The 25,963-nt window shown below is 69.2% G+C and carries 27 protein-coding genes; 10 read left to right on the plus strand and 17 right to left on the minus strand.

What is annotated here, in order from left to right; all coding sequences use genetic code 11:
* Positions 1–2 precede the first annotated feature (2 nt).
* From ACYUED_RS37305 to ACYUED_RS37325, 5 genes are read right to left on the minus strand one after another with little or no spacing between them, the layout of a single operon-like run.
* Complete coding sequence (locus ACYUED_RS37305) at positions 3–428, minus strand: Zn-ribbon domain-containing OB-fold protein (protein WP_491288934.1); 426 nt, start codon at positions 426–428, stop codon at positions 3–5.
* Positions 425–1,552 carry a thiolase family protein gene (locus ACYUED_RS37310; RefSeq protein WP_491288935.1) on the minus strand — a complete coding sequence of 376 codons (1,128 nt, stop codon included), beginning with the start codon at positions 1,550–1,552 and terminating at the stop codon, positions 425–427. Before ACYUED_RS37310 ends, ACYUED_RS37305 begins: the two co-directional genes overlap by 4 nt.
* Before the next feature lie 14 nt (positions 1,553–1,566).
* Positions 1,567–2,766 carry a CaiB/BaiF CoA transferase family protein gene (locus ACYUED_RS37315; RefSeq protein ID WP_491288936.1) on the minus strand — a complete coding sequence of 400 codons (1,200 nt, stop codon included), beginning with the start codon at positions 2,764–2,766 and terminating at the stop codon, positions 1,567–1,569.
* Entirely contained in the window at positions 2,763–3,881 is a 1,119-nt protein-coding gene (locus ACYUED_RS37320) for a CoA transferase (RefSeq protein ID WP_491288937.1), read from the minus strand. The genes ACYUED_RS37315 and ACYUED_RS37320 overlap by 4 nt, the downstream gene beginning before the upstream one ends.
* Positions 3,878–4,687, minus strand: a complete 810-nt coding sequence (locus tag ACYUED_RS37325; protein WP_491288938.1) for an enoyl-CoA hydratase/isomerase family protein — start codon at positions 4,685–4,687, stop codon at positions 3,878–3,880. Before ACYUED_RS37325 ends, ACYUED_RS37320 begins: the two co-directional genes overlap by 4 nt.
* A 114-nt stretch (positions 4,688–4,801) precedes the next feature.
* Here ACYUED_RS37325 and ACYUED_RS37330 point away from each other — a divergent pair, with 114 nt between their 5' ends.
* A complete protein-coding gene (locus ACYUED_RS37330) occupies positions 4,802–5,449 on the plus strand; it encodes a TetR/AcrR family transcriptional regulator (RefSeq protein ID WP_078907534.1) in 648 nt (215 codons plus the stop codon).
* On the opposite strand, the gene ACYUED_RS37335 is transcribed toward ACYUED_RS37330, so the two are convergent.
* On the minus strand, positions 5,422–6,924 hold the full coding sequence (locus ACYUED_RS37335) for an aldehyde dehydrogenase family protein (RefSeq protein WP_050399425.1): 1,503 nt from the start codon (positions 6,922–6,924) through the stop codon (positions 5,422–5,424). The genes ACYUED_RS37330 and ACYUED_RS37335 overlap by 28 nt on opposite strands.
* Before the next feature lie 201 nt (positions 6,925–7,125).
* On the opposite strand from ACYUED_RS37335, the gene ACYUED_RS37340 reads away from it, so the two are divergent.
* Together ACYUED_RS37340 and ACYUED_RS37345 are read left to right on the plus strand one after the other, a co-directional pair.
* On the plus strand, positions 7,126–7,848 hold the full coding sequence (locus ACYUED_RS37340; RefSeq protein WP_078907533.1) for an MFS transporter: 723 nt from the start codon (positions 7,126–7,128) through the stop codon (positions 7,846–7,848).
* A gap of 20 nt (positions 7,849–7,868) precedes the next feature.
* Complete coding sequence (locus ACYUED_RS37345; RefSeq protein ID WP_491288939.1) at positions 7,869–8,063, plus strand: hypothetical protein; 195 nt, start codon at positions 7,869–7,871, stop codon at positions 8,061–8,063.
* A 68-nt stretch (positions 8,064–8,131) separates the two neighbouring features.
* On the opposite strand, the gene ACYUED_RS37350 is transcribed toward ACYUED_RS37345, so the two are convergent.
* Positions 8,132–9,556 (minus strand): FAD-binding protein, encoded by a 1,425-nt coding sequence (locus ACYUED_RS37350; protein ID WP_046915457.1) that lies wholly within the window; start codon positions 9,554–9,556, stop codon positions 8,132–8,134.
* Between the two features lie 132 nt (positions 9,557–9,688).
* Entirely contained in the window at positions 9,689–10,114 is a 426-nt protein-coding gene (locus ACYUED_RS37355) for a hypothetical protein (protein WP_159026149.1), read from the minus strand.
* A 10-nt stretch (positions 10,115–10,124) separates the two neighbouring features.
* On the opposite strand from ACYUED_RS37355, the gene ACYUED_RS37360 reads away from it, so the two are divergent.
* Positions 10,125–10,358 carry a TetR/AcrR family transcriptional regulator gene (locus ACYUED_RS37360; RefSeq protein WP_225966545.1) on the plus strand — a complete coding sequence of 78 codons (234 nt, stop codon included), beginning with the start codon at positions 10,125–10,127 and terminating at the stop codon, positions 10,356–10,358.
* A 69-nt stretch (positions 10,359–10,427) separates the two neighbouring features.
* The gene (locus tag ACYUED_RS37365; RefSeq protein ID WP_050399397.1) at positions 10,428–10,619 is read left to right on the plus strand and encodes a hypothetical protein; all 192 of its coding nucleotides are present in this window, start codon (positions 10,428–10,430) and stop codon (positions 10,617–10,619) included.
* 183 nt (positions 10,620–10,802) lie between these two features.
* On the opposite strand, the gene ACYUED_RS37370 is transcribed toward ACYUED_RS37365, so the two are convergent.
* Positions 10,803–11,801 (minus strand): AraC family transcriptional regulator, encoded by a 999-nt coding sequence (locus ACYUED_RS37370; RefSeq protein ID WP_046915458.1) that lies wholly within the window; start codon positions 11,799–11,801, stop codon positions 10,803–10,805.
* Positions 11,802–11,987: 186 nt separating this feature from the next.
* Here ACYUED_RS37370 and ACYUED_RS37375 point away from each other — a divergent pair, with 186 nt between their 5' ends.
* The gene (locus ACYUED_RS37375; RefSeq protein ID WP_046915459.1) at positions 11,988–12,839 is read left to right on the plus strand and encodes an oxidoreductase; all 852 of its coding nucleotides are present in this window, start codon (positions 11,988–11,990) and stop codon (positions 12,837–12,839) included.
* A gap of 388 nt (positions 12,840–13,227) precedes the next feature.
* Complete coding sequence (locus ACYUED_RS37380) at positions 13,228–13,899, plus strand: alpha/beta fold hydrolase (protein ID WP_159026150.1); 672 nt, start codon at positions 13,228–13,230, stop codon at positions 13,897–13,899.
* A 247-nt stretch (positions 13,900–14,146) separates the two neighbouring features.
* Here the strand turns inward: ACYUED_RS37380 and ACYUED_RS37385 are convergent, their stop codons facing one another.
* From ACYUED_RS37385 to ACYUED_RS37415, 7 genes are all read right to left on the minus strand, one after another.
* Positions 14,147–15,154, minus strand: a complete 1,008-nt coding sequence (locus ACYUED_RS37385; protein WP_063778526.1) for an NADP-dependent oxidoreductase — start codon at positions 15,152–15,154, stop codon at positions 14,147–14,149.
* Positions 15,155–15,196: 42 nt separating this feature from the next.
* The gene (locus ACYUED_RS37390; protein WP_046915462.1) at positions 15,197–15,943 is read right to left on the minus strand and encodes an SDR family NAD(P)-dependent oxidoreductase; all 747 of its coding nucleotides are present in this window, start codon (positions 15,941–15,943) and stop codon (positions 15,197–15,199) included.
* 39 nt (positions 15,944–15,982) lie between these two features.
* Positions 15,983–17,161, minus strand: a complete 1,179-nt coding sequence (locus ACYUED_RS37395) for a cytochrome P450 (RefSeq protein WP_050399396.1) — start codon at positions 17,159–17,161, stop codon at positions 15,983–15,985.
* 14 nt (positions 17,162–17,175) lie between these two features.
* Complete coding sequence (locus ACYUED_RS37400; RefSeq protein WP_046915463.1) at positions 17,176–18,327, minus strand: serine hydrolase domain-containing protein; 1,152 nt, start codon at positions 18,325–18,327, stop codon at positions 17,176–17,178.
* A 30-nt stretch (positions 18,328–18,357) separates the two neighbouring features.
* Positions 18,358–19,302 carry a PDR/VanB family oxidoreductase gene (locus ACYUED_RS37405; protein ID WP_046915501.1) on the minus strand — a complete coding sequence of 315 codons (945 nt, stop codon included), beginning with the start codon at positions 19,300–19,302 and terminating at the stop codon, positions 18,358–18,360.
* On the minus strand, positions 19,299–20,138 hold the full coding sequence (locus ACYUED_RS37410; protein WP_046915464.1) for an SDR family NAD(P)-dependent oxidoreductase: 840 nt from the start codon (positions 20,136–20,138) through the stop codon (positions 19,299–19,301). Before ACYUED_RS37410 ends, ACYUED_RS37405 begins: the two co-directional genes overlap by 4 nt.
* 72 nt (positions 20,139–20,210) lie before the next feature.
* The gene (locus ACYUED_RS37415) at positions 20,211–21,680 is read right to left on the minus strand and encodes a hypothetical protein (RefSeq protein WP_050399394.1); all 1,470 of its coding nucleotides are present in this window, start codon (positions 21,678–21,680) and stop codon (positions 20,211–20,213) included.
* Positions 21,681–21,924: 244 nt separating this feature from the next.
* Here ACYUED_RS37415 and folD point away from each other — a divergent pair, with 244 nt between their 5' ends.
* From folD to ACYUED_RS37430, 3 genes are all read left to right on the plus strand, one after another.
* Positions 21,925–22,782, plus strand: a complete 858-nt coding sequence (folD, locus tag ACYUED_RS37420; RefSeq protein WP_046915465.1) for a bifunctional methylenetetrahydrofolate dehydrogenase/methenyltetrahydrofolate cyclohydrolase FolD — start codon at positions 21,925–21,927, stop codon at positions 22,780–22,782.
* Positions 22,783–22,843: 61 nt separating this feature from the next.
* Entirely contained in the window at positions 22,844–23,680 is an 837-nt protein-coding gene (locus ACYUED_RS37425; protein ID WP_233443630.1) for a dioxygenase family protein, read from the plus strand.
* A gap of 2 nt (positions 23,681–23,682) precedes the next feature.
* Complete coding sequence (locus tag ACYUED_RS37430) at positions 23,683–24,747, plus strand: maleylacetate reductase (RefSeq protein ID WP_233443629.1); 1,065 nt, start codon at positions 23,683–23,685, stop codon at positions 24,745–24,747.
* 126 nt (positions 24,748–24,873) lie between these two features.
* Here the strand turns inward: ACYUED_RS37430 and ACYUED_RS37435 are convergent, their stop codons facing one another.
* Positions 24,874–25,962, minus strand: coding sequence for an NADP-dependent oxidoreductase (locus ACYUED_RS37435; RefSeq protein ID WP_050399393.1), 1,089 nt, complete (start codon positions 25,960–25,962; stop codon positions 24,874–24,876).
* Position 25,963: the final 1 nt, after the last annotated feature.

Raw genomic sequence — 25,963 nt, forward strand, 5'->3', positions numbered from 1 at the left:
TGTCACGGTGCCGCGAATCGGAGGAGGGTCACGGCATCGGTGACGTCGTTCCACGACGCCACCAGTCGCATCCCCACTCGCGCCTCTTCGGGCTCGACGTCGAGACGGACCGTGAAGACCACGCCGTCGTCGGTGAGCACGCGTCCGACGACGTAGGGGATCTCGTCCTTCATCGAGGGGTCGAGTGCGCGGTGGTAGACGACGTAGCTGTAGAGCTCGCCGGTCGGCGCGATCGGCACCCACGACTGCGAGTCCGACCAGCACCGGGGGCAGATCTCGGTCGCCGGATAGCGCAGGTCGCCGCACGCGTCGCATTTCTGTGCCAGAAGCCGGTGCTCGCGTCCCGCCTCCCAGAAGGCGGCGGTGGCGGGGTCGGTGACGTCCGGAAGGTTCTGCGGCGTCGCGTTCGAGGTCGGCGCGTAGGTCATTGCGAAGTCCCGATGATCGAGGCGGCGCTCTTGAAGAACGCCATGGTGGAGCAATACAGGGCGAGTTCGGGGTCGGGCACCTGGCGGTCGGGCTCGACCGTCCCGCGCAGTTGGCGAACGGCTTCGACCATGTGGAGCCAGCCCCACATGTAGCTCTCGGAGAGCTGACCGCCGTTGGTGTTGAGCGGCATGTCTCCCCCGGGCCGGGTGTGCCCCTCGGCCACCCAGCGCCCGCCCTCGCCGACCGGCGCGAATCCGTAGTACTCGACCATCTGCAGGTTCCACACGGCGGTGGGGTTCTGGATGTAGAGGATGTCGATGTCCGACGGAGTGAACCCGGTGTTCTGCCAGATGCGGGCGGCGGTGCCCCCGATGTTGGGCCGGGAGGGGAAGTCGGCGAAGCGATCACCGATGATTTCCGTCCCCTCGGCCATGCCGAGGATGTACACCGGCTTGTTCGGGTAGTCCTTTGCTCGCTCGGCGCTGGTGACGATCAGCGCAACCCCGCCGTCGGAGATCATCGTGACGTCTTCGCGCCGCAGCGGCTCGACGAGATACGGCTTGGCCAGGTAGTCCTCGATCGTGAGCGGATCGCGGAAGATCGCCAGGGGATTGCGCTGCGCCCACTCGCGTTCCGATACGGCGAACCAGCCGAACTCCTCATCCGTCGTCCCGTAGAGCGCTTTGTGGCGCTGCAACGCCATGCCCGCCTGCCCGGCGATGTGCACGAAGCCCGACGCCCCCTCGAGAGACGGCGTGGGGGCGGCGAAGTTGACCTTCGACGAGCGAGCGTTGGCGCCGTAGACCAGGACGATCGTCTCGGCGAGCCCGGTGAGGATCGCCTGTACCGCCAGGTGCAGCGAGAAGTTGCACGTGCCGTAGTCGAGCGTCTGGGCGTACTTCGGACTCATTCCGAACAGCGGCCCGACGGAAACGTCCGCGTTCCCGCCCTGGATGGACTTGCACGTGATGAGGCCGTCGACCTGCTCCCGCGTGATGCCCGCGTCGGCCAGCGCGGCCGTGATGGCCTCGATCGACAGCCGTTCGGCGCTCTTTCCCGGGAATGTGCCCTGGTCGGAGTGTCCCACTCCGACGATCGCGACTTTGCCGCGGATGTCTTCCACCGTGTCTTCGTCTCTCAGTTCGGTGTTGTCGTCGCCTGCGGTGCCGACACGATGCCCCGCGCGAGCAGCGCATCGATCTCGTCTGCGGTGTACTCGAGCTCGGCGAGCACCTCGGCGGTGTGCTCTCCGACGTGGGGGGCACGCCTCCGGATGAGCGGGTCGTTCGCGGCGAAGCGCACGACCGGTCCGCGTTGCCTCTCGGTTCCCCCCTCGGCGAGCTCGACCGTCTGCCACCAGCCCCGCTCGTGCAGGTCGGGATCCGCGAGCAGTTCGTGACCGCTGACGACCGCTGCGGCCGCCAGGCCCGCCGCCTGCAGTTCCGCGGCGGCCTCCTCCCGGGTGCGTCCGGCGGCCCACGCATCCGTGGCACGGCGCAGCGCCTCGTCGTCGCCCTCGTCGGCGTCACCGACGACCGCGTGCAGGCGCGAACGGTCCTCGCGGGTCTCCAGCGAGACCGCGACCCACTGGTCGTCGCCGAGGCAGCGCGAGAGCCATCCCGGTGCGCCCTGCGCATTGTTGGCGTCGGGCTGCGGGTTCGGGGCGCCGAGCGACGTGGCGAGGATGTGGTCTCCGAGCAGGCTGGTCACGGTCTCACGCTGCGACATGTCGACCCACCGGGCTCGACCGTCGGCCCGGGCGGCCATCACGGCCGCCAGGATCACCGCGGGCGCGAGGGAGTTGGCCGTTTGGTCGGGATAGTTGATCCGGCCACTCGACCACGTCGGAGTGTTCGCGTCGTATCCGCTGAGCGATTGGATGCCACCGAGGGAGTCCAGGGTCGTGCCGAACGAGGTGAAGCCCCGATTGGGGCCGGTGGCGCCCTGGCTGGAGATCGAGACGAGAACGATGTCGGGGCGCAGAGCAACCAGATCGGCGAATCCCAACCCGAGCCGCTCGATCGCTCCCCGGCGGAAGTTCTCGACCACGACATCACTGCGACTGATGAGCCGGCGGGCGATCCCGTGCCCCTCCTCGGTCTTCAGATCCACCGCAAGGCCCCGCTTGTTGCGGTTGGCGACGCGGAAGGGGGGGAAAGCGAGGTCGCTCGAGCCGCCCTTGTCGCCGGTGAAGCCCAGCCGGTAGAGATCCGGCCGGTTCCCGCTCTCGATCTTCACGACGTCCGCTCCGAAGTCGGCGAGCACCTGCGTGGCCGCCGCTCCCGCGGTGACGATCGAGAGATCGGCGACCTTCAGCCCCTGCAACAGCCCGCTCATACGGCATCCTCCTCGTCGAGATCGTCGATGGTCCGAACCATCCACGGGGCGTCCGGGATCTCCCCCGATCCCACCCCGGGCACCTCGACCCGCTGGAAGAAGTCGCGCGCGCGGTACTGGGGAGAATCCAGCAGATCCGACATCGTCGCGACGTACCCCGACGGGATGCTCCTCGCCTGTGTGTGGGCGTACAGCTCTTTCTTCGACATCGGAAGGGTGGTCTCCTCGACGAACTCTTTGAGCTCTCTCTCGTGGAGCGCTCGAGAACGGCTGGTCGCGAAACGGGGATCGTCGAGGCGCGGGTCGCCCAGCATCTCCTTCACGCCGTCCCAGTCGCGGGGGGTGAAGAACAAGCCGAAGTGCCCGTCGCGCGTGCGCGCGACCAGCGGTCCCCCGCCTTCGTCGCCCCGCCGTTCGATGGGCCGGCCGGTCTGAAAGGTGCTGGCGATCTTCCACTCCACGTGCGTCGCCGCTTCGAACTCCGACGTCTCGAACGACGTGGCCTGGCCGGTCGACTGACGGTGGAAGAGTCCGATCATCACGCCGTCCAGGACGAGCAGTCCCGCCGTCGCCTGCAGGGGGTGACTGCCCAGGCGCACCGGCTCGCGGCTCGCCGAGCCGATGAGGTTCATGAAGCCGCCCGCTGCCTGCAGGAGGAGTTCGTTCGAGCGCAGGTGCGTGCGCGGTCCGTCATCGCCCCACGCCGTCACATGGCCGATGACGGCCCCACTGGCCCGTCGACGCACGTCGTCGAGGTCGATCCCTCTCTCGCTCCACCGCGAGGTAGTCCCGGCGATGAGCACGACGTCAGCGTCGTCCAGCAGGTCGTCGAGGCGAGCGCGCGCCTCGGGCGCGCGCGGATCGAGGTTGATGGTGTCCTTGTTCTGGCGCAGCCAGACTCCGGCCGCCGACGGGCCGTGCTCATCGTCGCCGAGCCGCGGCCCGAGGGTGTCGAGTTCGGCCTCCTCGCCGGTGGGCACGACGCGCGTCACGTGGGCGCCCAGTCGCTCGAGGAGACGCCCGGCGAGAGCCGTCGAGAAGGTCTCCCCCAGCTCGACGACACGGGTGGAGGCCGGGAACAGCCCGGTGACACGCGTCGAGTCGGCGGTGCTCACGCTCCCTGCCCCACTCCTCGGTGACCGCGGAGGAACGCCTCGATGCCGTCGCGGGAGGCCGGCGTCTGACCGCTGACGATGCGACCCGTCATCTCGGTGTAGGCGACCGCGTCGTCCCACGAGAGGTTCTCCATCGCCTGGATGGTGCGCTTGCCCCAGTCCAGCGCCACCGGGTTGAACGTCGCGAGCTGCTTGGCCCAGTCCGTGGCCTCGGCCAGCAGTTGGTCGTCGGGCACGACCTTGTTGACGATCGCCATACGAAGGGCCTCGTGGGCGTCGACCCGGCGCGCCAGCAAGATGATCTGTGCCGCGTGCTTGGGCGCGAGCCGCTTCACCGCCGCCGGGCCGGCGTGAGAGGGGAATCCGCCGAAGCCCATCTCTGGTGCGCCGATCTGCGCCGATTCCGCCGCGATGGCGAGGTCGCAGCTGTGGATGAGCGTCGATCCTCCGCCGAGGGCGTAGCCGTTGACGGCGGCGATGAAGATCGCGGGATGCGAGCGGATGTCGGCTTGCACCTCGGTCCAGTAGTGCGTCTGCTGGCTCGAGCGCGAGGAGAACCCGTCTCCCGTCTGCTCACTGAGGTCGACTCCGGCGCAGAAGGCCGGCCCGGCACCCGTCAGCACGACGGCCTGCTTGTCGCGGACCACGGCCAGGGCTTCGCGCAGCTGTCGCACCGCCTCGCGGCTCATCGCGTTGCGCTTGGCCGGGCGGTTCAGGGTCAGCACGGCGTACCCGTCGTGGTCATCGATGAGCACCAGCGGCTCGTCGGGATTCTGCGTCTGTGCAGACAAGGGAGCTTCAGTCATGATCATCCTCGGTCAATCAACTAGATAGTTGAAACATAGTGGAGCAGCGAAAGTTCCGCAACGACGAGGCCCCTGGCGACACGGAACCGTCCAACCCGATGGTTGAATGACCTCATGTCTTCTTCTTCGACACGCGCGTCCACGGAATCGGAAAACGCCTCCGCGCGCGAGCGCATCCTGGACGTGGCCGTAGAGGAGTTTTCCTCGAAGGGGTTCGCGGCGGTGCGCATCGACTCGATCGCTGCGCGGGCCAACGCGAACAAGCAGCTGATCTACTACTACTTCTCGTCGAAGTCGGGCCTGTACGACGCCGTCCTCGATCGGCTCGTCGACACGTATCGACCGATGTGGGCCGCGATGCGCGAGGGCAGCCTCGACGACATGATCCGCCTGCGCGCCCAGCACGCGCGCGACGGCATCATGTGGCGGCGCCTCTTGGCCTGGGAAGGCCTGGAGTACTGGGAGAACCGCGACAGTCCGGTGCATCGCGAAGACATCCGCAAGGCCGCGTACGACAATCAGCGGGAAGTGCTGGAGCGCGCGCAGCAGAGCGGCGCGTTCCCCGCCGACGTCGATGCGCGCTTCGCCTCGCTGCTGCTGATCTTCGCCTCGTTGGGCTCCGCCGCCTTCCCCCAGATCACCAAGCTCGTGACGGGGCTCGAGCCCGACGACCCCGCGGTCGCCGACGGGGTCGATCAGGTCATCGCTGCGCTGCTGGCGCGCACCTCAGAGGATCAGCGCCCCTCCGGCCCCAGCCAGTAGGCCTTGACATGGGTGTACTCGTCGAACAGGTCGAGGCCCATCTCGTGACCGACACCGCTGTTCTTGCGTCCCCCGAACGGCACGTTTCCGCTGAAGGCGCGCCAGGTGTTGATCCACACGACGCCGACGTCGAGTCGCTCCGACACGCGGCGCGCCCGGTCCACGTCCGTGGTCCACAGTCCGCCCACGAGGCCGTACTCGCTCTCGTTCGCGATGCGCACGGCCTCGTCATCGGTGGCGAAGGTGATGAGCGAACCGACGGGGCCGAAGATCTCCTCCCGCCGCAGGCGCGACTGCTCGTCCGGGGTCTCGTACAGCGTGGGTTCCACGAAGAGCCCCCGGGCGATACCGAACGGCTCCGCTCCGCGGCGCCCACCGGCGACGAGCCGCGTCGTGGACTCCGACTCGGCGACGTCAAGGTAGCCGCACACCTTCGCGTACTGAGGGCGCGACGCGATCGGCCCGATCGCTGTGCCGGGGTCGAGCGGGTCGCCGATGGGTAGCGCCGCCAGGGCCTTCGTGAGCCGCTCGAGCACCTCGTCCTTGACGTCTTCGTGGACTAGGACGCGCGAGCCCGCGTTGCAGGCCTGACCGGTCCCCGCGGTGAGGCCGACGACGATACCCTCGACGGCGCGATCCAGGTCGGCATCCGCGAAGACGATGTTGGCCCCCTTGCCGCCCAGCTCGAGGGTCGTGCGAACGAGACGGCCGGAGGCGGCCTGCGCGATCCGGCGACCGGTCGCGGTCGAGCCGGTGAAGGCGATCTTGTCGATCCCCTCGTGCTCGACGAGCGCCGCGCCCGCCGCGCCAGCGCCGGTGACGACACTGATGACGCCCGGGGGGAAGCCCGCCTCGACGGCGAGCTCGACGAGCCGGACCGTCGAGACCGGAGTGACCTCGCTCGGCTTCACGATCACCGCGTTGCCGACCGCCAGGGCCGGGAACAGCTTCCACCCGAGCAGACCGATGGGGTTGTTCCACGGGGTGATCGCCGCGACGACGCCGACGGGCACCTTCGTCGTCCACGCCCGGTGCCCCGGCATCATCGGGGTCACCGTGTCGCCGTGGAGCGTCGTGGCGTAGTGCGCGCAGAACTCGATCGCGTTGGCGATCGAGCCCATCGCCAGGGTCATCTCGGTCAGCGTCTTGCCGTTCTCGTGCACCTGGATGCGCGCGATCTCCGCCACATGCTCGCGCACGAGAGCCGCCCAGCGCTGGAACAGCGCGAGGCGCTGGAACGGGGAGGTCGCCGCCCACGCGGGTTGGGCGGCACGGGCAGCCGCGACGGCGCGGTCGACGTCGTGCGCCGACGCTTCCGGGACGTACCCCCACTCGGCTTCCTCGTACGGGTCGAAGCAGCGGAAGACGGCGCCGTCGGCGGCCTGCGTGCTGCGACCGTCGATGATCATTCCGTATCGCCGTTCCGGGTCCATCTCCGGGAAGCGGGTCGGGGCGGTGGCGGGTGAAGTCGTCATCGACCGGCCTTTCTTCGATGCGGCGAGGGCCACCACGGCCACTTCAACCGCTTAGTTGATTTCTTCATACTAGGGCCGTCATTCGACACCGTCGAGTCTCGCGGTGGTCGATCGTCGAGGACGCGCCCTCAAGGACCTGCTCGGCGGTCGCACCCGCCAAGCCGGGTCGCGCGCGGCCGACGCCGACACAGAGGAGCCACCGTGGACGAGCCGTTCGATGCGCGCCGAGCGGATGACCATCACCCGCACCCGGGTAGGGTGGTCGCCTTGCTCGCCGTGGCGGGCCTCGGATCGTCGTTCGCCTTCACCGCGATCACCCCCATCCAGGCGCACCTGCTCGACCTCTTCGCGTCGGGACGCGAAGAGACCGCGTGGGCCGTCACGGCGACGCTCCTCGTCGCGGCGGTCCTCACCCCGATCTCGGGGCGTCTGGCCGGCATGATCGGCAAACGCCGCGTCGTGCTCGCGCTCCTCGCGCTGCTGGCCCTCGGCTCCGTCGTCGTGTTGGCGGGCGCACAAGAGCTGTGGATGCTCGTCCTCGGCCGCGGACTGCAGGGGGCGACGACCGGCATCATCCCGGTGAGGATCGCCATCCTCCGCGACACCGTTCCCGCGCGCCGCCTCGACACCTCGATCGCTCTGATGAGCGCGACGCTCGGCGTCGGAGGCGTCCTCGGACTGCCGATCAGCGCGATCGTCAATCAGCTCACCGGCTGGCGCTGGACGTTCGGGGCGACCGCGGTTTCGCGGCGCTCGTGGTGGCGGCCGTCCCCGAGAGCGCGCGGCGCAGCGGCGGACGGTTCGACGCCCTGGACGCGGCGGGGTTGGCCCTCGTCACCAGTGCGCTCCTGGTGCTGCTGTCCTACGGGGCCACGTGGGGTTGGACCTCGCCGGCCACCTTCCTCACGTCCGCGGCGGCGCTGATGGTGCTGGCCGGGTGGGTCGTGACCGATCTGACCTCGTTCGCGGTCGGGTTCTCGCTCTTCGCCTCGAGCATCGTCCATCCGCAGCTGCTCGAGAGGCCCCAGAGCGTCGGAGGTTTCGGCCTGTCGCTCATCGGGGCCGGCGTGGTCACGATGCCGCCGGGAGTCATCCTTGACAGAGACCGGGCGGCGCGCAACGCGGCGACTCGGGAATAGCGGTGCGGCGCGAGCCGCGGAAAGACGAGGGGCCGGGCGCTTTCGCACCCGACCCCTCGCGCGACGGCTCAGACCGTCAGCGCGACGGCGGCGTCACTGACGACCGCTTTGCCCGCGAGGCGCCCGAAGGTCATCGACCGCAGGCCCGAGCTGCCCGCGGGGTACTCGTTGTAGAAGATGCCGGCGATCTCCCCCGCCGCGTACAGGCCGGGGACCGGCTTGCCCGCCGGGGTGAGCACGCGGCTCGAGCCGTCGACGCGGAGCCCCCCGTAGGTGAAGCAGATGCGCGGGGCGATCGGCCACGCCGAGTAGGGCCCCTCGGTGAGAGGCGCGGCGAAGTTGCTCTTGGCCGGCGACAGGCCGCGCGTGCCGATGCCGTCCAGGGGCGTGAACGGGTTGATGATGTTCCCCTGGACCGCCGCGTTGAACTCCTCCACCGTCTGCGTGAGGGCGGCGGCGTCGATGCCCAGCTGCGTCGCGAGCTCCGCGATCGTCTCGGCCACGACGGGTTCCGCCGCGCCGTCGTTCATCGCGGTCGCCCAGGGCACGGTGCGCTGGGCGCCGACGTCGATGATGGCGTACGCGGTGCCGATCTGCTTGCGGAAGATCTCGTTGGCCACCCGGTCGAACTGCAGGTCGTACCCCTGGCAAGCCTCGTCCATGAACCGACGGCCGTCGCCGTCGACGAGGATGCCGTAGTACCACGCACCCACGAGCGGTTCCGGACCGGTGACCCGCGGGTCGCACGGCTCGATGTGCGCACCGTCGAACTGTCCGGCCGTGTCCGCTCCCGCCCCGACCGCCATCCGGATGCCGTCGCCGCGGTTGTTGTCGGTTCCCGGCGACACCGTCGTGAGCTGGTGTGCATTGGGAAGGTAGCGGGTCAGCATCTCCGGGTTGCCCTCGAATCCGCCGCACGCCAGCACGACGGCGCGGGACTCCATCGTGACGATGGCGCCGTTGAGGGCCGTCACGACGAGACCGGCGATCGAGCCGTCTTCGGCCACGACGAGCTCGCGCGCGGTCGTCTCGTAGAAGAACGAACCGCCCGCGGCGGTGATTCGGGGCACGTACGCCTCGATGACCGCCCGGCCGCCGCCCTCGATGTTCCAGCTGTGACCCGACGGCGAGAAGGGGCTCGGCGAGCTCGGGGTACGCACCCCCGCCTCGCGCAGCCACCGCAGCGTGGTGGGCACGTTGCTGCCGAACGCCTCGATGTAGTCCTCGTTGGCGCGGGCACCGGCGTTCTCCCGCACGTTCCGCTGCCACGACGGGTCCAGCTCTCCGTCGCCGGTGAGTCGCAGGTACGCGTGCGTCCACGCCGTCGAGCCGCCGCGGTCCGCCGCGGCGGCACGCTCGAGCACCGCGACCCGGAGCGACCGCCCCTCGGCTGCCGCGTCCTCGAGGGCGGCGCGCGCGGCGGACAGACCGGCGAAACCGTGTCCCACCACGACCAGGTCCCACGGACCCTTCAGTTCATCGATGATCCCCATGATCACTCTTTCTTGTCGTCGCTGACAAAAGCACAGGTGACTTCGAGGTCGGGCACGTCGCACGATCGAGCCTGTGCGGCGACCATAAGGCCGCTCGAGCGCGACTACAACTATCTAGTTGATTGAAATCAACTAGATAGTTGACCGCGTGTCGCTCGCGTGCGAGGCTCGACGCACTGCGCCGCCGACCCGAGGGATTTCATGAGCCAGCTCGACCACAGCATTGCCGAACGACACGCGCGCCTCCTGCGCGACGAGTTCGTCGCCGTTCGCGACGAGGCCGCCGCACTCGGCCTCCCCGCCCCCAGGTGCATCGGGAGTCGTTAACACCAGTTCCACGTCATGAGTTGCGGCCCAGTCCCGGACATCGGCCGAGAAGGTGTTGGCGATGACGTAGAGCTTGTCGTCGGGCCAGCGGACTCGCAGCGACTTCAACAACCCGAGGAACTCCTGACGCCGCTTACGATCACGGATCCGGTAGTGGATCTTCCCGGTAGCCAGATCCAGCACACCGAGCAGGTGCCGAACACCGCGGGTGCGGTGGTAGGTCGCCCGCAACCGCCTTGGCTTGTGCCGCGGGAACCAGCCCCGACCAGGGAGGGGTTCCAGCCCTGACCAGCCCGGGGTTGCGAGGAAGCGCTCTCCCTGCGGGGGAGGCGCCCGCGAGGTCGGCATTTCCGCACCCAGCGTCTACCGGCACTTCAAGAACAAGGCCGAACTGGTGACCACAGTGCTCGACGTCACCTACCGCGCACTGGCCGTCGTGATGAGCGAGGCCGGCGGGTCGGCCGCTACCGGCTGATGTTCAGCCTGGAGTACGAGCCCGACCGGCCACCGACCACCGACCACCGACCACGCCTACCTCGCCGAAGTGGTCCCCGGCCGTCGGGCCGAGGCGCAGGACCTGGGTGTCCACCTGTGGACCGCCCTGCACGGTCAGCTCGTTCTGTGGCGCACCCTGCCGAGTTCCGCCGCCGGCAATGAGGCCATCCTGATCGAACTGGAGGAGTCCTTGCTGCGACGCCTGCTCCCGGTACCGGAGGTTCCGAGCCCCGCGGAGTGACAGGCCAGGTCGGCACCCTGCTCCCGGAAGGTGGACGAGGTCGCCCGATCATGCGCCGCTCGATAAGTCATCGCGGCACCTCACGCGGCGTGCCTGTACTCGTTGATGACTCCGCCGCCATCTCGTCGCTCGCGATCCGATGGGCCGCATGAGCGAGCCGGTCGAGGTCCCGCGACGGCCCATTCAGACTCCGGCGACTGCTGCGGTCCGGAGGGCGTCGGGGGTGGTTCCGGTCCAGGTGCGGAAGGCGCGGTAGAAGGAGTTGGTGTCGTCGTAGCCGAGTAGGTAGGCGATTTCGGCGATGCGCATGGTGCTGTTGCCGAGGTAGTGGCGGGCCAGGTTTTCGCGGGTCGTGGCGAGGATTTCCTGGAAGCTGGTTCCTTCGAGCTGCAGTTGTCGTTGCAGGGTGCGGTTGCTGACGGCGAGGTGACGGGTGACCGCGGTCATGGAGCTGCCGCCGGCGGGAAGTGTTTCGTGCAGCGCGGCCCGCACCCGCTCGGCGACGCTGGCCGTCGCCTGCAGGTCGGACAGGCGTCGGCGGAGTTCCGGGGCGAAGAACCGCCAGAGTTGCTCGTTCTCGGTGAGGAACGGGCGGTTCGCGTCGGCGGGCGCGAAGGTGATCGCGTGCGTCTGTCCCTTGTGGACTTCTACGCCGAGGTAGTCGTCCAGGCCGGCGTGCTCGGCAGGCAGCCAGGGATCGACGGCCCGGACCGGCCGGACGTCGTGGCGGGTCGCGATCCGGGCCAGAGCGACCCAGAACACCATCTCGGCGGCGGCCAGCTGGGGCGGCGGGGGCGTGTCCGGCGGCCACCGGAAGCTGATCGTCAAGCCTTCGTCGCCGTTGTCGAGCCGCAGGTGCAGGGGGCCGATGAGGGGCTTGTAGAGGGCGATGCGCTCAGCTGCGGTCCGCAGGTCGGGGCTGCACAGGGCGGCGAAGATCGGCGGGTTGAACATCTCGACCGAGATCGACCGGCCGATCGCGACAGCCAGGTCCGGATCGCCACTCTCGGCGTCGAGCGCCTCCCACAGCCGGAAGTACTCCTCGAGGGGGAGGTCGACCGGGCCGCGGCCGAACAGGTCGGCAGGCAGCTGGGCGCGCCGGAGCACCCGGGTGGATGACACGCCGAGGTCCTTCAGCAGGGCTTTGATGCTGGGATCCAGGGTGAATCGTCCGGTGCTCACGACGGGAGCGTAACGGCCGCCGACAGGCCTGTCACCAACAGATGGCGCCATTCCTCTCGCCAAACGCGCCGCCGAAAGCTGGCGTCATATGCAAGTGAGTTGGCGCACCACGCTAGTGCCTGGCCGCAGATCCACTTCTAGCGTTCACGGCGAAAGGTCACCACGTCCACCGAAAGGATCGCCACCATGACCCGCAAGGTCGCACTCGTCACCGGAGCTTCGTCGGGGATCGGCGAGGCCACCGCGCTCAAGCTGCGCGAGGCCGGCTACACCGTCTACGGCGCGGCGCGGCGTGTGCAGCGCATGCAACACCTGACCGAGCAGGGGATCCGGCTGCTGGCCATGGACGTCACCGACGACACTTCCATGCGGGAAGGCGTCGAGAAGCTCATCGCCGACACCGGCCGGCTCGACGTCCTCGTCAACAACGCCGGCTACGGTTCCTACGGCGCCGTCGAGGACGTCCCCCTGCAGGAGGCCAGGGAACAGTTCGAGGTCAACGTGTTCGGCGCGGCGCGCCTGACCCAGCTTGTCCTGCCGCACATGCGGGCGCAGCGCTCGGGAACCATCGTCAACATCACCTCGGTGGGTGGCCGCATGTGCACCTCACTGGGAGGCTGGTACCACGCCACGAAGTACGCGCTGGAAGCGCTCAGCGACTGCCTGCGCATGGAGCTCAAGCCCTTCGGGATCGACGTCGTGGTGATCGAACCGGGCGGGGTCAAGTCCGAGTGGGGCGGCATCGCCGCGCAGAAGGCCCGGGCCGTCTCCGGCACCGGCCCGTACGCCCCGCAGGCCAACGCCGTGGCCGACTCGCTCAGTTCGGAGGCCAACGAACGCCGCCTGTCCTCGCCGGACTTGATCGCCAAGACCATCGTCAAGTCCGTCCGGGCACGCCGGCCCAAGACGCGCTACGCCGTCGGCTTCGGCGCCAAGCCCATGATCTTCCTGCACAACACGCTGCCCAACCGCACCTTCGACGCCTTCATGCGCCGCGCCACCGGCGTGCCCGCGAACTACGTGCCCGCGAACAACTGACGTATGCCACACCCGATCGATCCGGCACGGCACGCGCGGACCGCCCCCGGCACTTGATCCCTTTCCCCTACGCCTTGCCGAGCACGTGTACCTGTGCGGGCACAACTCGCCGCACACCGCCCTGGCAAAACAGGACCGGCTGACGGCTTCCTGTTGACGTTGATCCCACCGCCTTGGTCGGCTCCCGGGCCTCCTTCCCGAGTTCGCATGGGACCCGGATACAGAATCCACCGGGCTTAGCACGGAAGGGGGCCCGGCCCTCATATCTTCAGGTAGGAGCGGTTCTTGCCTTCTCGGCCCAGTCATCAGCGAGCTGGTCATAGTCCTCATCACTGAGGTAGTCGGAGGCCGCCCTAGGACCTCGCGATTGCCGTCTTCGGTGATGCCGGTGGCGACGACGACGGCTCGGGAGACGAGGCTGAGCGATCGGTTCACCGTGATCGCCGCGCATCAGCGCTGTCATGGCGAATCCTCAGGCGAGTATGTGGACTTCAGCGTCGACCAGTCGGCGCGTGACATCGAGGACCTCATCGACACGCTCGACCTCAGAGATGTCGTTGTGGCCGGTCACAGCCTCGGTTCCCGCGTTGCGCTGCAGATAGCCGCAGACCGGCCGGATCGCACGCTCGGGGTCGTTCTCCTCGATGGGAGCAGGATGGCCGATCTCACTGACGTGTCTGATCTTACGGACGAGCAGTTCAAGGGCTTCGTGCGCAGCGCCTTCGCTGCCTTGCACACCGACCCGGACGCGAAGGGCCGCGCCAAGATGCTCGCGGAAATGGACCGCACGCCCGCCCCGGAGTTCATGAGCTACGGTCAGGCCATCGAGCACTGGGACTCAACCAGTTCGACGCTGCGATCGACCGCATCGGGCCGACCGTTCCCGTACTCGCCCTGCAGGCGACCTACGTCGACGCCGCAACCCCGATGCGTCGTGTTCGCAGCGACGAGACCTCCACGCCATACCTGGACGATCTTGCCGGTCGCATCGCGGACTTCCGAGCCGTTCTCATTCGCGATGCCGGGCACTTCATCATGGACGAGGCAGAGGCGGTCGTGAACGACTCGATCGCAAAGTTCGTCACCAACGTCGCGCTTCGCTCGGCGGGCGTAGAACGATGACGCCCACCTATCGGTAGCTCCTCGAGACCTTGCGGGTCCGCTTCGGCAATGCCAAGAAGGGAGGGCGCCACCGAAACGCCGCAGAGCGCTGACCGTCTGGCAGGGTTACTGGGGCGGGTGAGCCGGAGATGAGCCGTAGCAACCAGGCGGCGGGGACAGCGGACTGGCCCCGCCGCGGTGGGCTTCTAGACCTTCACCATGAGCTTTCCCTCATTGCTGCCGTCAAGCAGCAGAGAGATCGAGTCCGGTGCGTTCTCCAAGCCCTGGATCATGTGAGAGCGGGCGGTGAGGGAACCGTCGAGGTACAGAGTGCGCAGGACGGCGTCGAACTCCTCGTAGCGGTCGGCGTACGCGGCGGCCACGTAGCCCTCCATGCGGGCGCACTTGTACAGCAGGAGCGGGACGTTGGTGAGGCCGTACGCCGCTTCGGGGCCCGAGAGGTCGTACTGCGACATCGCGCCGCAGACGACGATCCGGCAGTTCCACGCCATGTTCGCCAGAACAGCGTCGAGGATCGGGCCGCCGACGTTGTCGAAGAAGAGATCCACACCCTGCGGGCACTTCTCGGCGATAGCCGCTCGCACGTCCGCCGTCCGGTAGTCGATGGCGTCGTCGGCTCCGAACTCCTCCACGATCTGGCGGCACTTGCGCTCCCCGCCGGCGATGCCGATGACCCGGCAGCCCCTCGCCTTGGCGATCTGCACTGCGAGCGACCCGGTCGCCCCCGCCGCCGCGGAGACGACGACCGTGTCCGAGGGCTTGAGCCGGCCGATCTCGACGAGGCCGATCGCGGCCGCCCGGCCGACGTGGGAGAAGACGGACAGATACGCCTCTTCGGGGATGCGTTCGTCCCGGTCGTGGCGCTGGATGTACCGGGGGTCGGCGAGGGAGTACCGCGCCCAGCCCCACAGACCGCTGACCAGGTCACCCCGCTCGAACCCCGCGACGCGTGATGCGACCACCTCTCCCACGGCCGCGCCGATCATGACGTCGCCCACGCCGATCGGGATGAGCGTCGTTTCGGGGTCGAGCTTGAGCCAGTTGCGGGAGGTGGGGTCGATGGAGAGCAGGGTGGTTCTGACCAGGACTTGACCGTCGGCCAGCTCAGGCACTTCGCGTTCCTCCCAGCGCAGGCACTTGGGGTCGTACTTGCCCACGGAAGCTTCCGCGACAACCCAGGCATGAGTCTTCATGAGTATCTGCTTTCTTCGTGGGCGTCACCGTTGACGCCTGGCTCAGGTGACGCTGAATCCGCCGTCCGCCGCCAGCACGTGCCCGGTGACGAAGTCGGCGTCGGGGGAGACGATGAACGCGATGGCGGCGGCGATGTCCTCGGGGCGGCCGAGGCGGCCCACCGGTGTGCGGGTCTTGCGGAGTTCGAACCCGGAGTCGTCGACCACGGCCCTGGCTCCCTCGGTGGGCACGGAGCCGGGCATGACGGCGTTGACCCGTATCCCGTCCCGGCCCAGTTCGCCCGCCGACTGCAGGGTCAGGCTGGTGACCGCGCCCTTGACCGCCGAGTACAGGGCGCCGCCGGGAACACTGCGTATGGCGGCTGGGGAGGACAGGTTGACGATCGCTCCGCCGCCCTGTGCCTTCATGACGGGGATGGCGGCCTGCATGGTCCAGATCGAGGACTTCACCCCGATGCCGAACATCGCGTCGACGGCGTCCTCGTCGAAGTCGACGAGGGGTGCGTACTTGATCCACATGGCGTTGTTGACCAGCGCGTCGATACGTCCCAGGCGCTGGTGGATGTCGGCGAACGCGGCCCGGACGGCGGTGCGGTCGGTGACGTCCAGGGCCAGGGCCTCGGCCTGTCCGCCCGAATCCCGTACCCTTTCGGCGCAGTCGTGCGCGCCCTGTGCGTCGAGGTCCGCCGCGACGACGTGGAAGCCGTCCTTGGACAGCCGAGCGGCGACGGCTCGGCCGATCCCGCGTCCGGCACCGGTCACCACGGCGACCTTGGAAGTGATGGTCATTGATCGTTTCCTTGAGGAGATCTTTGACGGAGTGGGGAGTCAGACGAGCGAGACCTGGAGACGTGTGACCTCCGTAACCGCGTTGTTCTCCCGGGTCGTGAAGTCCTCGGTGAGCCGTAGTCCCGGGAAGCGCTGGGCAACGGCCAGCACCGCTTCGTTGATCTCCAGGCGCGCCAGGTGTTGGCCCAGGCAGTTGTAAGGGCCGGCGCCGAACATCATCTGCCGCACGGTCGGACGGTCCAGGCGCCAGGTCCCGGGGTCGTTGAACACCTCGGGGTCCCGTTGCGAGGCGCGGACCGACACGTACACCCAGGCGCCGGCTTCGATCGGGAACCCGTCGATCTCCACGTCCTCGGCGGCGAGCCGGAAGATCGTGTTGAAGCGCGGGCGCAGTCGGATGGCCTCTTCGGTGGCGGCGGGGATCTTCGCCGGATCGGCGACGACGTCCTGCCAGCGGGAGGGCTCTTCGAGGAGCTTGCCGAAGGTGATGCCGATCTGGTGGACCGTGTTGTCGATGCTGGCCGTCAGGATGGCCACCGCTTCTGCGTGGACCTCCTCCTCGGTCAGATCACCGGCCTCCTCCTGCCTGATCATCGCCGAGGTGAAGTCGTCCCCGAGGTCCCGGCGCCGGGCCCCGATGTGGTCACGGGCGAGAGCGATCGCCTCCCAGGTGGCGTCGATGAACTCCTGCCTGCGGTCGAGTTCGTTGTTGAGTAGCGGGCCGAGCACGCTGTCCGAGAGCCGGGCCACCGTCGGGGCCAGCTCGACGGGGGCCGAGACCAGGTGGCAGTAGAGGCGGGAGGGGATCTTCCACGCGAGCCCGTCGAGCAGAGCGACGTCGGTGGGGTCGTCGACCTCGTCGAGGATGTCGTGGACGGTCTGCCGGACGGTGTCCTTGAGCTTCGAGATCTGCATCGGCCGCAGGAGTTTCGCCAGCGGCACCCGCATCCGCTTGCGCTGATCGCCCTCGGTGGTGGTGACGACCTGGTTCCAGAACCTGCGGAGCTCACCGTCGACGATGCCCAGGTCGTCGAGCCGCTTCAGGAACGAGGGGCCCTTGAGGAGGGACGGGTGCTCCAGGACGCCCAGGCCGGGGCCGTACCTGAGCACCTCGTAACCCCGGTCGCTGCGCGCGATCCAACTCTTGACACGGGCCTTTTCCAGTTCGCGCAGATCGGTGGTGCCCGCGGTGATCCAGGGCACGTCGGTGAGGGTCATCGGTGGCTCCCGGGTCACAGGGCGGCGCCGACGACGATGTCGGCGAGTCGTTCGAAGCGTTCGATGTTGCGGGCCTGGGGCAGCAGACCGGCGGTCAGGCCGACGAACGTGATGTCCAGCTCGGGATCGATCCAGAAGACCATGCTGCCCGCACCGTAGTTGCCGAAGGTCTCCGGCGAAGTGAGCGTGCCGAGCTGGTGGTTGACGAGCTCGGAGCCGCGGACGTTGAAGCCCAGGCCCATGTTGGCCGGGGGCGGCGGGTAGCCCGCGCGCAGGGCGACCGCCTTGTACAGCTCGTTGGGCAGGTCCCCGGTCCACACCCGACGGGCCATGCGCACGGTCCGGGGGGAGAGGATGCGCGCCTCCCCGAGGGCGCCCTCGCCCCGCAGCATCTCGGCGAGACGGAACAGGTCGCCCGAGGTGGAAGAGGCGCCCGCCCAGGTGCACTCGTTGCGCTCCGCGGTGAAGAGCCCGAACTCGTCGTCGTTCTCGTGGGACAGCACCTTGATCGGGACGGTGCCGCGCGTGTCGGGGACGAGGTGCCGGGCCCGGGACTCGGGGCGGATGCCCAGAGTCGTGTCGCGCATGTCCAGCGGGTCGAAGAGGTCCTGGTGCAGGATCTCGGTGATGGAGCGTTGCTGCGGGTCGGTGCGGACCAGGGCCGTGGCGAGCAGGGCGTGGTTGGCCATGGGCGCGTAGTCGCACCGGGTGCCGGGCTCGCTGGTGCCGTGGATCAGCTCGCACACGGCGGCGAACGTCTCGTCCAGACGGTCCCAGGGCTGCCCGGCCTTCGGCTCCCAGACACCCGGCATGCCGGTGGTGTGAGTGAGGAAGTGCAGGATCGTGGCCCGGTCCCGGGGCGGGCCGGCGAACTCGGGCACCAGGTCGACCATCTTGGTGGTCAGCCCGAACTGGCCCCGCTCGACGGCCCGTAGCACGAGGACATTGATGAACGCCTTCGTCACCGAGAACACTGAGAAGACGGAGTCCGTGCGGACCGGGACGGTGCCGTCGGCATCGCCGTGGCCGATCGCGACGTCCAGGGCGGTCTCCCCGCCCCGCGCGATGCGGAAGGCGCCGCCGTAGTAGAGCCCTGACCGCACATCACGTTCGACGACCTCGCAGAAGTGGTCTAGGCGGTCCTGGGCGAAACCTGTCTGGCCCATCGGTGGGTGTTCTCCTCACAAGTTCCGGAACTAGAGATCGAGTGCGATCTCGGCGGTCAGGGCCCTGGAGACGCAGATCAGCATCGTCTCGCCGATTCCCTTCTCCTCGGCCGACAGCACCGAATCCCGGTGGTCCGCCCGACCGCGGAGGATCGCCGTCTCGCAGGTGCCGCACGTGCCCTCGCGGCACGAGTAGTCGACGGGCAGCCCGTGCCGCTCGGCCACGTCGAGGATCGACGCGTCGGCGGGCACCTCCGCCGTGATCCCGGAGCTCGCGAAGGTCACGGTGAAGGGCCGGTCGACGGAGGGGCCGGGCTCCCGGGGCGCGAACCGTTCGACGCGCAGGCTCCCCGCCGGCCGAGAGGTCATGGCGGCCTCCACGGCCCGCAGCAGGCCTTCCGGCCCACAGGCGTACATGAGACAGTCCTCGTCGACGCCGTCGAGGAGCTTTTCGATGTCGGCGACGCCGGACTCCTCGTCGACGTGCACACGCACATGCCCGTCGAACGGGCCCAACTCGTCGAGGAACGCCATCGATTCACGGGACCGGCCCAGATAGGTGAGCCGCCAGTCCGTTCCGCGCTCCACGCACTCCCGCACCATCGGCAGGATCGGTGTGATCCCGACGCCGCCCGCCATGAAGTGGTGGCGGGCGGCCGGGACCAGCTCGAAGTTGTTGCGCGGCCCGCTGACGGTGATGTGCTCACCGAGGTGCAGGTGCTCGTGCACCCAGGCCGACCCGCCGCGCCCGGCCGGTTCGAGGAGCACGCCGAGGCGGTACGTGGTGGGGTCGGACGGGTCTCCGCACAGCGAGTACTGGCGTTCCAGACCGGTCGGCAGATGCAGCGTCAGGTGAGCGCCGGGAGCCCAGGCCGGCAACGCGGCGTCCTCCGGGTGCTCCAGCACGATCCCGGCCACCGTCGACGAGGCGGCGAAGCGGTCCCGTACCCGCAGGCGCAGTTTGTCGATGGTCACGGCCTGGCCTGCTCGGGTGCCGGGCCGCCCTTCAGCCATGCGATGCGCTGCTCCAGCGCTGCTACGGAGTCCTCAGGGCGTACGACGACGAAGAACCGGTTCTCGTGAAGAGCGTCCACGACCAGCTCGGCGAACTCCGCGGGCTCCAGCCCGATCTGGGCGGTGACCGCGCGAATCGTGTCCAGCACCTTGCCGCGCAGCGCGTCTCCCTCGCTGGAGGGAACGTTCTCGGGCCGGTTGCGCTCCGCCTCCGGCATCCGGGTCTTGGCGATCGGCGCGAGGAACGACACCCGCACGGATTCGTTGTTGGCCCGCAGCTCCATGTCGAGGCTCTCGCTCAGACCGAGGACGGCGAACTTCGACGTGATGTACGGGGCAAAGGTCGGCAGCTGGGCCGAGAAGGAGGCACCGGAACCGGTGTTGACGATGTGCGCCTCCTCCTGCTGCCGCAGCAGGGGCAGGAAGACCCGGCAGCCGTGGATGACGCCCCAGAGGTTGACGTCCAGGACCCACTTCCAGCTCTCCGCCGCGATGGCGGAGAACTCGGCGCCGGTCTCGACGCCCGCGTTGTTGCACAGGACGTGCACGCCGCCGAACGCCTCCACGGCCGCGTCGGCCAGCCGCTGGACCTCCTCCTCAAAGCGCACGTCCGTACGGACCGCGATCGCCTCGCTGCCCCGGGCACGGATCCGCTCGACGGCCTCCTGCAGGGGCGTGTCCTCGACATCGGCGAGGACGACCTTCATCCCCTCCTTCGCGAACCTCTCGGCCAGGCCCAGGCCCACACCACTCGCGGCTCCTGTCACGACGGCGACCTTGCCCCGCAACGACTTCATCGTCTTCCTTCCGTCATTACCCGGTGGTGAGGTGATCCTCGAATTCCTGCCGCATGGCGCCGTAGCGCAGAACTACGCGTTGGCAGTACGCGTTTCGCCCGCGGCGGCCGCCGCCGGCTCGTACTTGCTCGGGATCGTCGACACGTCGAACTTCTCGTTGCGGACCGGATCGACGAGGTACGGGAAGCGGGCGACGGTGGCCCGGATTTCCTTCTGGCGGGTGCCGGGATCGCCCCACAGCACGACGACCTCGGTGCCCTCGTCGGCGACGGCGGTCTCCACCGTGGCGAGCGAGAGCATCTCGCCGGAGTGCACGCTGAAGCACCGGCCGGACGACGTGCCGACGTCCCGCCCGCCCACCAGGACGCGGTCCGCCCACAGGCTCTGCTGGTGCTCGCGGTCGCCGACCTCGTACATGAAGTGATTGGGCATGTTCATGTACGGGTGCTCCGCGCCCTTGCGGAACTGCGACTGGTACACATCGGCGATGTCCTCGGGGTTCCAGACCAGGGTGACCATGGTCCTGGCCGCCGCCGCGGCCTCCCGCGCCAGCGCCTCGCACCCGATGAAGTCGTGGTCGAACTTGACCATGTGCCCCCAGCCCAGCTCGTACGGGGTCCGGTACCGGCGGTCCAGGTCCTTACCCGCGCTGCCGTGCAGCCGCAGGTCCTTGCCGATCGGCGGGAAGCCGAGGCCTGCGAAGAACGCCTGGAGGTTCTCGTCCTCGCCCCAGGGCAGCGGGAAGTGGTAGTACATCTGCCCGAAGCCGCCTTGGGTGTGCTGGCACATGTAGGCCTGCACGCCCATCTTGCGGATCCCGTACTCCTCGCCGGCCGCCATCAGCGCCTCGTACACGGGGATGGCGTGTTCCACCGGACCGTGCACCTCGTAGGCGAGGGTGCCCGACATGCCAATCCGGATGACCCGGACCTCCGCGCCGGCGATCGTCGCCAGGCGGTGCCGGAGGAACTTGATGTCGTGCAGGTTCTCCTCGGCGGCGCCCTCCAGCACCTCCAGCGAACGCGGGCCGCTGAGCTGGAAGAGGAAGACCCGGCCGGTGAGGTCCTCGGCGGTCACATCGAGGTCGGGGCGCTGCGCCAGCCGGTAGCCCAGGTAGGGCGAGAGCCAGTACGTGACGAAGTCGTCCTCGGCCAGCCGCAGCAGCATCCCGTGCGCGGCGACCCGGCCCTGATCGTCCGTCATGATCGCGTGCCGGGACGCGCCCACCCGGAAGGTGGCGAGGCTGTTGACGCACACACTGGACAGGAAGGCCAGCGCGTCCGGTCCGGTCAGCCGCAGCGTCGGCGAGGGGTTCAGGTGGCCGTGCAGCGACACGGTCGTCGTCGCGGCCAGCACCTCGTCCCGCCAGCCCGTGTACTCCCACGCCTCCGCGTCGCCGCCGAAGCACCAGGCCGCCGTCTCGTGGAACTGGACGATGGGGTCGTACGGCACGAACGGGGTGTGGGGAAAGGTCTTGCTCTGCGGCATCTCGGCCATGTCGAACCTCTCTGGCTCGGTGCGGTACGACGCTGTGGTCGGCACCGGTGAACGGCTCCCTCTCCCTGGATGAAGTCCTGCGGAGAAGTCCCGTGGATGCTGCGCCCGGCCCAGGACCGCCAGATAGGGCAGAACTACGCGTTAGCGGTACCTGCTCCAGGTACGAGGCCCGCCGCGGGACGCAGGCGTCGGTTAGCGTGCGACGGCAGACAATCGTCGGCTGTCAGCTGTCAGACATCTTTGCGGGCCGCTGGGCAGACCGACGCGGGGACACTTCGAAGGACGACGCATGACTGCAGGAAGACTCGACGGCACCGCCCTGGCCCGCCAGGTGAGCGAAGAGGTCGCGAAGGGAGTGGCGGCGTTCCGGGCCGCGGGCGGTACGACGCCCGGACTCGCCACCGTGCTCGTGGGCGACGACCCGGCATCGGAGGTGTACGTCCGCAACAAGCGTCGGCTGTGCGTCGAGGCGGGCATGCTCGACCTGCACCGCCGTCTTCCCGCCACTGCCGAGCAGGCCGAAGTCGCAGCGCTCATCGACGAGTTGGCGGCGGACCCGGCCGTCTCCGGCATCCTGCTCCAGCTGCCGCTCCCGGCGCACCTGGACGCACCGACGCTGGTCGAGCGCATCCCGGCGGCCAAGGACGTCGACGGCCTGACCACGACGAGCGCCGGCCTTCTGGCCCAGGGGCGCCCAGGCCTGCGCCCCTGCACCCCGGCCGGCGTGATGCGGATCCTCGACGCGTACGACGTTCCCCTGGAGGGAACCCACGCCGTGGTCGTGGGCCGGTCGGTGCTCGTGGGGCAGCCCATGGCACAGCTGCTCCAGCAGCGGAACGCCACGGTCACCGTGTGTCACTCGCGCACCCGCGATCTTGTGGGGATGTGCCGGTCGGCCGACGTCCTCGTGGTGGCCGCCGGCAAGCCGGGGATCATCGGCGCCGATGCGGTCGCCCCGGGCACCACCGTGATCGACGTCGGCATCCACCGCGCCCCCGACGGTCTGATCGGCGACGTGGACGCACCGGCCGTCGCCGAGGTCGCTGGCCTGCTGACCCCCGTGCCCGGCGGAGTCGGCCCGATGACCATCGCCATGCTGCTGTCCAACACCCTGGCGGCCGCGACCGCCGCACACCCGAGGGACTGACATCGTGCCCCCAGCGCCCCGTAGCCGCCCGTTGTTCTCCGCAGAGCGATCCGCCGAGGTCGTGACCCAGGCCTTCAGCGACACGCCGGATGCACGACTGCGTACGGTGATCACCGCACTGGTCGAGCACCTGCATGCCTTCGCGAAGGAAGTCGACCTCACTCAGGCGGAACTGGACACCGCGATCGACTTCCTGACCCGGACCGGCCACGCCTGCACCGACGTACGGCAGGAGTTCCAACTGCTCTCCGACGTCCTCGGCATGTCGATGCTCGTCGACTCCCTCGACCACGCAGGCCCCGGCCCGACGACGACCGAGTCGACGGTGCTCGGCCCGTTCCACATGGTCGACTCCCCGCCGCGCGCCCTCGGCGACTCCATCTCCCTCGCCGAGGGCGGCGAACCCACCCTGGTCACCGGCCAGGTCCTCGGTCCCGACGGCCGCCCGCTCGGAGGGGCGCTCATCGACGTGTGGCAGGCGGATGAGAAGGGGTTCTACGACGTCCAGCGTCCCGGCGAGGTCCCGGACCGCAATCTGCGCGGCCTGTTCACCTGCGACGAGCAGGGCCGGTTCCACTTCCGGACGATCCTGCCCGCGGCTTACCCGATCCCCGACGACGGCCCGGTCGGGCAGCTGCTCGAAGCCACTGCCCGGCATCCCTACCGACCGGCGCACATCCACTTCATCGTCGGCGCCGAGGGCCACCAGCCGCTGACCACCCATGTGTTCGTCGCGGGCTCCGACTACCTGGACTCCGACGCGGTGTTCGGGGTCAAAGAGAGTCTGGTGCTGGACTTCGAGGAGGTGAGCGGAGGCGAGTTGGCCGCCGCGCACGACCTCCCCGTGCCGTTCCGGCACGCGCATGTCGAGATCGCCCTGCGACCCGAGGAGGGATGAGGGTGCCTGACCTCCCGAAGGACGTGTTCGTCCACGAGCAGCGAGCGGGCCGGGTGGTCTTCCGTGACGGCGCGCTCGACGACCTCGCGGCCGAGACGGACCGGCTCGGACTGACCAGGGTGGCGGCAATCGCCGGCCCCCGCCATGCCGGGCGCACGGCGGACGTTCTCAGTTCCCGGCTGGTGACCGCCGTCGAGGACGCGCGTATGCACGTTCCCGTGGAGCAGGCCGAGGCGGTGCGGGCCCAGTGTGCCGACGCGGAGGCCGACGGACTCGTGGCCGTGGGCGGCGGCTCGGCGGTCGGCCTGGCCAAGGCCGTCGCGCTCACCCTGGGCATCCCGATCGTGGCCGTTCCGACGACGTACTCGGGCTCTGAGATGACCCGGGTGTGGGGCATATCCCGGGACGGCGTCAAGCGCACCGGCCGCGACCCCGTGGTCGCGCCGCGCACCGTCCTGTACGACCCGGCCCTGTTCGCCACGTTCCCGGCCGTACTGGCGGTCCCCTCGGCCTTCAATGCCCTCGCGCACGCGGTGGAAGCGCTCTACGCCCCGGACCGCACGCCCATGACCGACCTGGTTGCGGGGGAGGCGGTACGGCGGATCATCGGTGCCCTGCCACGACTCGCGACCGATCCAGAGGCCCGGTCGGAGGCCCTTCGCGGAGCGTGGCTGTCCGGGGCCGCCCTGGACTCGACCACGATGTCCCTGCACCACAAGCTGTGTCATGTACTCGGTGGGCTCGGCCTGTCGCACGCCTCGGCGCACACAGTCGTGCTGCCGCACGTGCTCGCCTACAACGCCGGCGCCGCCCCGCAGGCCGCGGACGTGGTCGCAACGGCCCTGGGCAGGCCGGGCGCGGAGGCCGGTCTCGCGCTGCACGAGCTCGCCGTGACCATGGCGGCACCGACCCGGCTGCGCGATCTCGGACTGCGCCACGACGCCCTCGACGACGTGGCCCGCGGCGTGCTGGCCTCCCCCTACGCCAATCCGGCCCCCGTGGAGGAGACGGCGGTGCGCGCCCTTCTCGAACGCGCGTGGCGCGGTTCCGTTCCCGGCAGTCTGTGACCGCGGCCGCCGAACCCGTGTGCCGGACACACCCGTGTGACGGACAGGTAGAGGCGCCGCTGACCACCCGGGTCATCTCTCCGTTGGTCAGCGGCGCCTCAGTGCGCAACTTGTGTTCGCGCCAAGTCAGCCGGAGACGCCATCCCACGGGTCGTGCGACACCTGAACCATGAGCTTGCCCTGGTTGCCGCCGGTGAGGAGCAGCTGCAGCGCGGACGCCACCTGCTCCATGCCGGCCACGACGTGCGGACGGTGCCGGACGGCCCCGGTCATGGACAGCCGACCCAGCTCACCGAAGATCGCCTCGTAGCGGTCGACGTGGTCCGGCGGGATGAAGCCCTCCATCCGGGCACTGGCCAGCACGAGGCGGAACGTGTTCTTCAGCCCGTAGTGCTGGGACGGATCGGGAAGGTCGTACTGCGACATCGCCCCGCACAGCAGCACGCGCGCCCGCTTCGCGAGGTGGAGTAGGACGGTGTCGAGCATCTCGCCCCCGACGTTGTCGAAGTACACGTCGACACCCTCGGGGCACAGTCGGCCCAGTGCCTCGTCCACACTCTCCGAGCGGTAGTCGATGGCACCGTCGAGTCCGAGGTCGTCGAGCAGGAACCGGCACTTCTCCTCGCCGCCGGCGATCCCGATCACCCGGCAGCCGTAGGCCTGGGCGATCTGTGCCGCGATCGTCCCCACCGCCCCGGCGGCAGCCGAGACCAGGACCGTCTCGCCCGCCTCCGGCTTGGCGATCTCACCCATCCCGATCATCGCCACCAGGCCGATGTGGGAGAAGACGGTCAGGTGGGCACTCAGCCGCACCCCGGGCTGCCGCTCGATCCTGGTCGGCGGAATCGGCCCTCCGGCACCGGTCGTGAGGACCGGATGCGTCGACCAGTCCGCCAGCGCGGAGACGACGTCGCCGGGCGCGAAGTCCGGTGCGCGCGTCTCCTCGACGACACCCAGGACGACGCCCTTCATCACGTCGCCGACGTCGAGGGGCACGACGTACGCCGCGTCACCCAGGCGCAACTGCGTGAGGTATGAGGGGTCGAGCGAGAGGTACACGGTGCCCACCCGGATCTCGCCCTCTTCCAGGGGGCGCTGCGGCCGCTCCTCCAGGCGCAGGCAGTCCGGCGTGTAGTGGCCCACCGAGGGTTTCTGGATGACCCAAGCCTGTTCGCGGGGCAGCTGTTCGGCGCTGCTCGCCGATGCGGTGGCCATC

Source organism: Streptomyces sp. DF42 (genome assembly GCF_058267695.1).

What these genes read in the sequence shown, in the direction of transcription:
- ACYUED_RS37395 (WP_050399396.1), bottom strand. Translation starts at nt 17,161, where the DNA reads ATGACCCTCACCGACGTGCCCTGGATCACCGCGGGCACCACCGATCTG.
- ACYUED_RS37325 (WP_491288938.1), bottom strand. Translation starts at nt 4,687, where the DNA reads ATGACTGAAGCTCCCTTGTCTGCACAGACGCAGAATCCCGACGAGCCG.
- ACYUED_RS37330 (WP_078907534.1), top strand. Translation starts at nt 4,802, where the DNA reads ATGTCTTCTTCTTCGACACGCGCGTCCACGGAATCGGAAAACGCCTCC.
- ACYUED_RS37400 (WP_046915463.1), bottom strand. Translation starts at nt 18,327, where the DNA reads ATGGGCCAGACAGGTTTCGCCCAGGACCGCCTAGACCACTTCTGCGAG.
- folD (WP_046915465.1), top strand. Translation starts at nt 21,925, where the DNA reads ATGACTGCAGGAAGACTCGACGGCACCGCCCTGGCCCGCCAGGTGAGC.
- ACYUED_RS37335 (WP_050399425.1), bottom strand. Translation starts at nt 6,924, where the DNA reads ATGACGACTTCACCCGCCACCGCCCCGACCCGCTTCCCGGAGATGGAC.
- ACYUED_RS37385 (WP_063778526.1), bottom strand. Translation starts at nt 15,154, where the DNA reads ATGAAGACTCATGCCTGGGTTGTCGCGGAAGCTTCCGTGGGCAAGTAC.
- ACYUED_RS37350 (WP_046915457.1), bottom strand. Translation starts at nt 9,556, where the DNA reads ATGGGGATCATCGATGAACTGAAGGGTCCGTGGGACCTGGTCGTGGTG.
- ACYUED_RS37435 (WP_050399393.1), bottom strand. Translation starts at nt 25,962, where the DNA reads ATGGCCACCGCATCGGCGAGCAGCGCCGAACAGCTGCCCCGCGAACAG.
- ACYUED_RS37305 (WP_491288934.1), bottom strand. Translation starts at nt 428, where the DNA reads ATGACCTACGCGCCGACCTCGAACGCGACGCCGCAGAACCTTCCGGAC.
- ACYUED_RS37315 (WP_491288936.1), bottom strand. Translation starts at nt 2,766, where the DNA reads ATGAGCGGGCTGTTGCAGGGGCTGAAGGTCGCCGATCTCTCGATCGTC.
- ACYUED_RS37375 (WP_046915459.1), top strand. Translation starts at nt 11,988, where the DNA reads ATGACCCGCAAGGTCGCACTCGTCACCGGAGCTTCGTCGGGGATCGGC.
- ACYUED_RS37390 (WP_046915462.1), bottom strand. Translation starts at nt 15,943, where the DNA reads ATGACCATCACTTCCAAGGTCGCCGTGGTGACCGGTGCCGGACGCGGG.
- ACYUED_RS37410 (WP_046915464.1), bottom strand. Translation starts at nt 20,138, where the DNA reads ATGAAGTCGTTGCGGGGCAAGGTCGCCGTCGTGACAGGAGCCGCGAGT.